This is a genomic window from Streptomyces sulfonofaciens, from assembly GCF_014656295.1.
GTDB classification, from domain to species: Bacteria; Actinomycetota; Actinomycetes; order Streptomycetales; family Streptomycetaceae; genus Streptomyces; species Streptomyces sulfonofaciens.
On record NZ_BNCD01000052.1, the window covers coordinates 1 to 5,412 of the forward strand.

Consider the following 5,412-nt stretch of genomic DNA (forward strand, 5'->3'; position numbering starts at 1 on the left):
CCACTTCCACCAAGGCATCACCACCCTCCACCACCAACACCACACCACCACCTACCTCGAACTCGCCCCCCACCCCGTCCTCAGCGCACTGGCCGCTGAGTCCCTGCACACCACGGACGACGACACCAGCACAGACACAGACACAGACACCAGCACAGAAGGCAGCACAGACAGCAGCACCGGCGCGGGCACAGACACCGACCGCGACGCGGCCACCGGAACCGGAACCAGAACCGGAACCCGAACCGGAACCAAAGCCGTGCTGATCCCCACGCTGCGCCGCGACCGACCCGAAGCCACCGCACTCACCCACGCGGTCCTCACCGCCCACACGAACGGCACCACACCCCTGTGGGAGCCGTTCCTCGGTGGTGCGGACAGGGCGGCGCGGGTGGAGCTGCCGACGTATGCGTTCCAGCACCGGCCCTACTGGCTCGCGGTGCCGGACGCGCCGTCCGACGCGAGCGGTCTCGGGCAGCTACCGGCCGGGCATCCGCTGCTGGCGGCCGGGATCGAGCTGGCCGCGGACGAGGGCCACCTGTTCACGGGCCGGATCTCACGGCGTACGCATCCCTGGCTCGCCGATCACGCGGTGCACGGCACCGTGCTCCTGCCGGGTACGGCGTACGTCGACCTGCTGCTCTACGCCGCCGACCGTGCCGGGTGCGACGAGATCGCCGACCTGACGCTGGAGGCACCGCTCGTCGTGCCGGACGAGGGCGCGGTGCGGCTCCAGGTGTCCGTGGGCGCGGCCGGCGAAGCGGGCCGGCGCACCGTCCAGGTGCACTCGCGGCCCGAGGACGCACCGCAGGACACCGAGTGGACGTGCCATGCGACCGGCGTGATCGGGGTGGGCGCCGCTGAGGCTCCCGAGGCCCTCACGGCGTGGCCGCCCGGGGGTGCGGCGCCACTCGACGTGGCGGAGGTCCGTGACCGGCTCGCCGCGGCCGGTCTCGGATACGGCCCGGTGTTCCAGGGGCTCGTGGCGGCGTGGCGGGACGGCACCACCGTGTGGGCCGAGGTGGCGCTGCCCGAGGCGGCCGGTACGGACGACGCGGCACGCTTCGCGCTGCATCCGGCCCTGCTCGACGCCGCGCTGCACCCGCTCGCCCACGAGGGCGCGCGCCACACGGATGACGTGGCGGGCGACGCGGCGGGCCCGGACGAGGCGGCGGGCGCGGGCGGCGGTAGGGGCCGGGGCGCTGACGGCGGCGGGGTGCGGATCCCGTTCGCCTGGGCCGGGGTGACGCTGCACGCCACCGGTGCGACCCGGCTGCGGGTGCGGCTCACGGCGGAGGGCGGCTCGGTCGCCATCGAGGTGGCCGACCAGCTCGGCGCACCGGTGGCGTCGGTGGCCGCGCTGGAACTGCGGCCGATCCGGGCCGACCAGCTCGCCGCGGCGCGCGGCGGCCACCCGGACGCGCTGTTCCACGTGGACTGGGCGGAACCCGCGCGACCCGCGGGTGCGGACGGCGCCGGCGCCGCGGGACCGCTCGCGGTGCTGGGTGACGGCCCTGAGTTGGTGGCCGCGCTGACGGCGCCTGACGCACCGGTGGCCGGATATGAGGACCTCGGTGCGCTGCTCGCGGCCGTGGACGCCGGGGGCGTGGTGCCCGGGACGGTCCTGGTGGCCTGGGCGCCCGGGGACGTGACGGCCGGTGCGGCCGGGGCCGCGCACGCGGCGGCGCACCGCATGCTGACACTGGTGCAGGACTGGCTGGCCGACGACAGGTTCGCCGCCGCCCGCCTGGTCGTGGTGACCCGGGGCGCGGTCGTGGTGCAGGGCGGCGAGGACGTCCGGGACCTGGCGGGTGCCTCGGTGTGGGGTCTGCTGCGTGCGGCCCAGTTGGAGAACCCGGACCGGTTCTGGCTGCTCGACACGGACGGCAGCGGGCCTTCGCTCGAACGGCTGCCTGCGGCCCTGGCCACCGCCGTGGGCGGGGGCGAGGGGGCGGGCGCGCCGGGCGAGCCCCAGCTCGCGGTGCGGGACGGGCTCGTGCTGGCGCCGCGTCTGGTGCGGGCCCGGACGGACACGGCGCTGGCCGTGCCCGCGGCCGCCGACGGTGCGGGGCCGGCGGGCGCCTGGCGCGTCGACATGCCGCAGAAGGGCGCGCTGGACAACCTGGCCCTGGTCGCCTGCCCGGACGCCACCGCCCCGCTCGACCCGGGCCAGGTCCGGGTCGGGGTGCGTGCCGCGGGCCTCAACTTCCGCGACGTGATGATCGGCCTCGACCTGTACCCCGGCCGGGAGGCGCTGGGCGGCGAGGGCGCGGGCGTGGTCCTGGAGACCGGTGCCGGGGTCACCGGGGTCGCGGTGGGCGACCGGGTGATGGGCCTGTTCGCGGGGGCGATGGGGCCGGTGGCGGTCACCGACCACCGGCTGCTGCACCGGATGCCGGCCGGTTGGACCTTCGCCGAGGCCGCGTCGGTGTCGGTGGTGTTCCTCACCGCGTACTACGGCCTGACGGACCTGGCCGGGCTGCGCCCCGGGCAGCGGTTGCTGGTGCACGCCGCGGCGGGCGGGGTGGGCATGGCCGCGGGCCGGCTCGCCCGGCACCTGGGCGCGGAGGTGTTCGGCACCGCGAGCCCGGGCAAGTGGGCGGTGCTGCGCGAGCAGGGCTACGACGACGCCCACCTAGGCAACTCCCGCACCCTGGACTTCGAGGACCGGTTCCGCGGGGCGACGGGCGGTGCCGGCATGGACGTGGTACTGGACTCGCTGGCACACGAGTTCGTGGACGCCTCCCTGCGGCTGCTGCCGCACGGCGGGCACTTCCTGGAAATGGGCAAGACGGATGTCCGGGACGCCGGTGAGGTCGCCGCGCGGCATCCGGGCGTCGCCTACCGCGCCTTCGACCTCCAGGACGCCGGTCCCGACCGTATCCAGGAGATGCTGGCCGAACTGGTCGGCCTGTTCGAGCGGGGTGTGCTGCGGCCGCTGCCGTTCACGACGTGGGACGTGCGCAGGGCTCCGGACGCCTTCCGGTACCTGAGCCAGGCCCGCAACATCGGCAAGGTCGTGCTGAGCGTCCCGGTGCCGCTGGACGCCGACGGCACGGTACTGATCACCGGCGGCACCGGCACCCTCGGTGGTCTGGTCGCCCGCCGCCTGGTCACCCGGCACGGTGTCCGGCACCTGCTGCTGACCAGTCGGCAGGGCGCGGGCAGCGCGTCCGCCGTGGCGCTGCGGGACGAACTGGTGGCGCTGGGCGCCGAGGTCACCGTGGCTGCCTGTGACGCCGCGGACCGTGCGGCGCTCGCGGACCTGCTGGCGTCCGTTCCCGCCGAGCACCCGCTGACGGCGGTGGTGCACGCCGCGGGCGTGCTCGACGACGCCACGGTGGGCGCCCTCACCGCGGAGCGGATCGAGACGGTCATGCGGCCCAAGGCGGACGCGGCCTGGAACCTGCACGAGCTGACCCGCGGGGCGGACCTGGCGGAGTTCATCCTGTTCTCGTCGGTGGCGGGCACCCTGGGCAATCCGGGGCAGGCCAACTACGCCGCCGCGAACACCTTCCTGGACGCGCTCGCGCACCGGCGCCGCGCCGAGGGCCTGCCTGCCACGTCACTGGCGTGGGGCCTGTGGGCGGAGGCCAGCGGTATGACGGGGCACCTGAGCGGCGCCGACCTGTCGCGGGTGAGCCGCGGCAGTGTGGTCGCGCTGGCGACGGAGCAGGGCCTCGCGCTGTTCGACGCTGCGCTCGGGGCCGACCGGGCCACGCTGGTGCCGGCCCGGTTGGACACCGCGGCCCTGCGGCCCGGTGCGGACGTCCCGCCGATGCTGCGGGGCCTGGTGCGCGGCGGCCGGGTGCGGCGCGCGGCCGGCCCCGCCACGGGCACCGGGGACGGGGCGCAGCCGGCGTCCGCGCAGTGGCGGCAGCGGCTCGCCGGGCTGTCGGCGGCGGAGCGCAAGGACGCCCTGGTGCACCTGGTGCGCACCGAGGCGGCGACGGTGCTGGGGCACGCCACACCGGCCGGGATCGGCAGCGGGCACGCCTTCAAGGAACTCGGCTTCGACTCGCTGACCTCCGTCGAGCTGCGCAACCGGCTGGGTGCGGCGGTCGGTCTGCGGCTGCCGAGCACTCTCGTCTTCGACCGGCCCACGCCCGCCGCCGTCGCGGAGTTCCTGCGGACCGAGCTGGAGCCGGAGCCAGCGGCGACGGCCGGGACCGACACACCGACGGGTGACGCCCAGGTGCTCGACGGTCTGGCGGGCCTCCAGGCGGCGGTTCTGGGCAACCCACCGGACGAGGGCACCCGCGCGGAGCTGAGGGCGCGCCTGGAGGCATTCCTCCTCGAACTGTCGAAGACCGCCGCCGACGAGGACGGCGGGGCCGACCTCACCGCGAAGTTCGACGACGCGTCGGACGACGACCTCTTCGACTTCATCGACAACGAGCTCTGACTCACCTGCTTTTTTTGACCTGGTTTTCTCGGAAGGGATCGGCGGCGGATGGCGAACGAGGAAAAGCTCCGCGATTACCTCAAGCGCGTGAGCGCTGACCTGCATCAGACGCGTCGGCACCTTCGCCAGATCGAGGCGCGCAAGCAGGAGCCGATCGCGATCGTGGGCATGGCCTGCCGCTTCCCGGGCGGTGTGACCTCCCCCGAGGAGCTGTGGGACCTCGTCGCCGAGGGCAGGGACGCCGTCTCCGGGTTCCCGGCGGGCCGCGGCTGGGACGTCGACGGCATCTACGATCCCGACCCGGACGCTCCTGGGAAGACGTACTCCCGGCACGGCGGCTTCGTCCACGACGCGGACGGGTTCGACGCCGAGTTCTTCGGCATCAGCCCGCGCGAGGCGCTGGCGATGGACCCGCAGCAGCGGCTGCTGCTGGAGACCACGTGGGAGGCCCTGGAGCGGGCCGGTATCGACCCGGCCTCCCTGCGCGGCAGCGCCACCAGTGTGTTCGCCGGAGTGGGCGGCTCGGAGTACGTGTCCATGCGCTATCCGGGCAAGGAGGGCGCGGACGGCTATGTGCTGACCGGCATGGCCGCGAGCATCGCCTCCGGACGGCCCGCGTACGTGCTGGGCCTTGAGGGGCCTGCCGTGTCCGTGGACACGGCGTGTTCGTCGTCGCTGGTGGCACTGCACCTGGCCTGCCAGGCGCTGCGCAACGACGAGTGCACGATGGCGCTGGCGGGCGGTGCCACGATCATGCCGAGTCCGGGGATCTTCCTGGAGTTCAGCAGGCAGCGCGGGCTGGCCGCGGACGGCCGCTGCAAGGCGTTCGCGGCCGCCGCCGACGGCACCGGCTGGGGCGAGGGCGCCGGCATGTTCGTGCTGGAGCGGCTGTCCGAGGCCCGGCGCAACGGCCACCGCGTGCTGGCGCTCGTGCGGGGCTCGGCCGTCAACCAGGACGGCGCGAGCAACGGCCTCACCGCCCCCAACGGCCCCTCCCAGCAGCGGGT

The 5,412-nt window shown here is 75.0% G+C and carries 2 protein-coding genes; both read left to right on the forward strand.

Annotated elements, in window-relative coordinates:
• The coding region (locus IE313_RS36130) for an SDR family NAD(P)-dependent oxidoreductase (RefSeq protein WP_189939301.1) at positions 1-4,405 on the forward strand (4,405 nt) is incomplete at its 5' end.
• 48 nt (positions 4,406-4,453) lie between these two features.
• Positions 4,454-5,412: beta-ketoacyl synthase N-terminal-like domain-containing protein (locus IE313_RS34445; RefSeq protein WP_189939303.1), on the forward strand; the 959-nt coding region annotated here is incomplete at its 3' end.